This window comes from Pseudomonas sp. HMWF021 (genome assembly GCF_003061005.1).
Classification (GTDB): domain Bacteria; phylum Pseudomonadota; class Gammaproteobacteria; order Pseudomonadales; family Pseudomonadaceae; genus Aquipseudomonas.
This window is the reverse complement of record NZ_QAIK01000101.1, coordinates 31,183-33,620: the sequence shown is the minus strand read 5'-3', so window position 1 is coordinate 33,620 and position 2,438 is coordinate 31,183. Positions and strand designations below refer to the sequence as shown.

Annotated in this window: 2 protein-coding genes; both read left to right on the top strand. The window is 62.6% G+C overall.

Annotated features, from left to right (window positions below):
• On the top strand, positions 1–1,396 hold a 1,396-nt coding region (pyk, locus tag DBR18_RS13500), incomplete at its 5' end, for a pyruvate kinase (RefSeq protein WP_108590674.1).
• A 198-nt stretch (positions 1,397–1,594) separates the two neighbouring features.
• On the top strand, positions 1,595–2,438 hold an 844-nt coding region (locus tag DBR18_RS13495; protein WP_108590676.1), incomplete at its 3' end, for an urea transporter.

The following is a 2,438-nucleotide window of genomic DNA, read 5'->3' as shown; positions in this document are numbered from 1 at the left end:
CAAAATCCTCGCCACCCTCGGGCCTGCCGTCGATGGCATCGAAGACATCCGTGAACTGGTCGAGGCCGGGGTCAACATCTTTCGCCTGAACTTCAGCCACGGCGATCACGCCGACCACGCCAAGCGCTATCAGTGGATCCGCGAAGTCGAGCGCCAGCTCAACTATCCGCTGGGTATTCTGATGGACTTGCAGGGGCCGAAACTGCGCGTCGGCAAGTTCGCCGACGGCAAGGTGCAGCTGCATCGCGGTCAGGCCTTCCGCCTCGATCTGGATGCGACACCGGGTGACGAACGCCGGGTGAACCTGCCGCATCCGGAGATTATCGCGGCGCTGGAAGCCGGGATGGATTTGCTGCTGGATGACGGCAAACTGCGCCTGCGCGTGGTCAGCAAATACTCTGACGCGATCGACACCACCGTGCTCAATGGTGGCGAACTGTCGGACCGTAAAGGCGTGAACGTGCCGCAAGCGGTACTCGACCTGAGCCCGCTGACCGCCAAGGATCGCCGCGACCTGAGCTTCGGCCTGGAGCTGGGGGTGGACTGGGTGGCGCTGTCGTTCGTGCAGCGTCCGCAAGACATTCTCGAAGCCCGCGAACTGATCGGCGACAAAGCCTTCCTGATGGCGAAAATCGAGAAGCCGTCAGCGGTTGAACAACTGCGCGAAATCGCCGAGCTGAGTGACGCGATCATGGTCGCTCGCGGCGATCTCGGCGTGGAAGTGCCCGCAGAAAGCGTGCCGCAAATCCAGAAGAACATCATCAGCACCTGCCGCGAACTGGGTAAACCGGTGGTGGTGGCGACGCAGATGCTCGAGTCGATGCGCTTCTCCCCGGCCCCGACTCGCGCCGAAGTTACCGACGTAGCCAACGCTGTGGCTGAAGGCGCAGATGCGGTGATGCTCTCGGCCGAAACCGCCTCCGGCGAGTACCCGCTGGAAGCGGTGCAGATGATGAGCAAGATCATCCGTCAGGTGGAAAACGGTCCGGACTATCAGACCCAGCTCGACGTCAGCCGACCGAAAGCCGAGGCGACGGTTTCCGATGCGATCAGCTGCGCGATCCGCCGCATCAGCAACGTGCTGCCGGTGGCGGTGCTGGTCAACTACAGCGAGTCGGGCGCTTCGACGTTGCGTGCGGCACGAGAGCGACCGAAAGCGCCGATCCTCAACCTGACGCCGAACCTGCAGACCGCGCGCCGCTTGAGCGTGGCGTGGGGCATTCACTCGGTGGTCAACGATCGCCTGCGTCAGGTCGATGAAGTGTGTTCGACGGCGCTGGAAATCGCCCAGGCTCAAGGCATGGCCGAGCGCGGCGATACGTTGCTGATCACCGCCGGTGTGCCGTTCGGGCAGCCGGGGTCGACTAATTCGCTGCGGATCGAAACATTGATCTAAAGATTGCGACTGAACCCTGTGGTGAGGGGATTCATCCCCGATTGACTGCGCAGCAGTCATCGCTTCCAAGAGAGTGACGGTTTTCACAGAAAAACCGCATTCGCCGATTTGGGGCTGCTTCGCAGCCATCGGGGATGAATCCCCTCACCACATTTATGCAAGACCCTTTGATTGTCCCACTGCCCAGATTTTTTCAACATGCCTGCCAATCATTTCAACACCCACTGCCCCGACTGGGCCGAGGCTTTGCTCAACGGTTTCAGTCAGATATTCCTCCAGCGCCATCCGCTGTGCGGCCTGTTGTGCCTGCTGGCGATCCTGCTTACCGCACCGGTGCTGTTTGCCGGTGCGTTGCTCGGTGCGGTTGCCGGATTGCTCACCGCGCAACGGCGCAACTATGCCAAGGCGGATCGTCAGGCCGGATTGTTCAGTTACAACGGCGTGCTGCTCGGCCTGTTGTTGAGCCTGTATTTCCCTTGGTCGCCGATGCTGCCGCCGCTGATTCTGGCGGCCGGCGGCCTCAGTGCGATGGTCACTCAACAGTGGCTCAAGCGTGTGTATCGCAGTCGATCGATACCGGCCTACACCTCGCCGTTCGTGGCCATCAGCTGGATCCTACTGCTGTTCGCCGAACCGTCCGCGCCGATGGCGCACATCGAGATGAACACGCTGAACCTGCTCGCCGCTGAACTGCGTGGGTTGGGCCAAGTGATGTTCCTCGGTCATCCGCTGGCCGGTGCGTTGATCGGCATCGGCCTGTTGGTCGCTGATCGCCGGGCGTTCTGCTGGGCATTGCTGGCGTCGGCCATCGGTCTCGCATCCAGTCTGCTGCACCACGAAACCGCTGCTGCGCTGCTGGGGCTGGGCAGTTACAACGCGGTGCTCGCCGCCCTCGCCTTCAGTGCGCAGCGCCAGCAACCGTGGCTGCCGCTGGTGGGCATCGTCCTTGCGCTGCTGGTCACGCCGCTGTTTGCTGCCCTTGGCCTGGCGACGCTGACCGCGCCGTTCATCCTCGCCGGCTGGCTGATCCGCGCCGGGATCC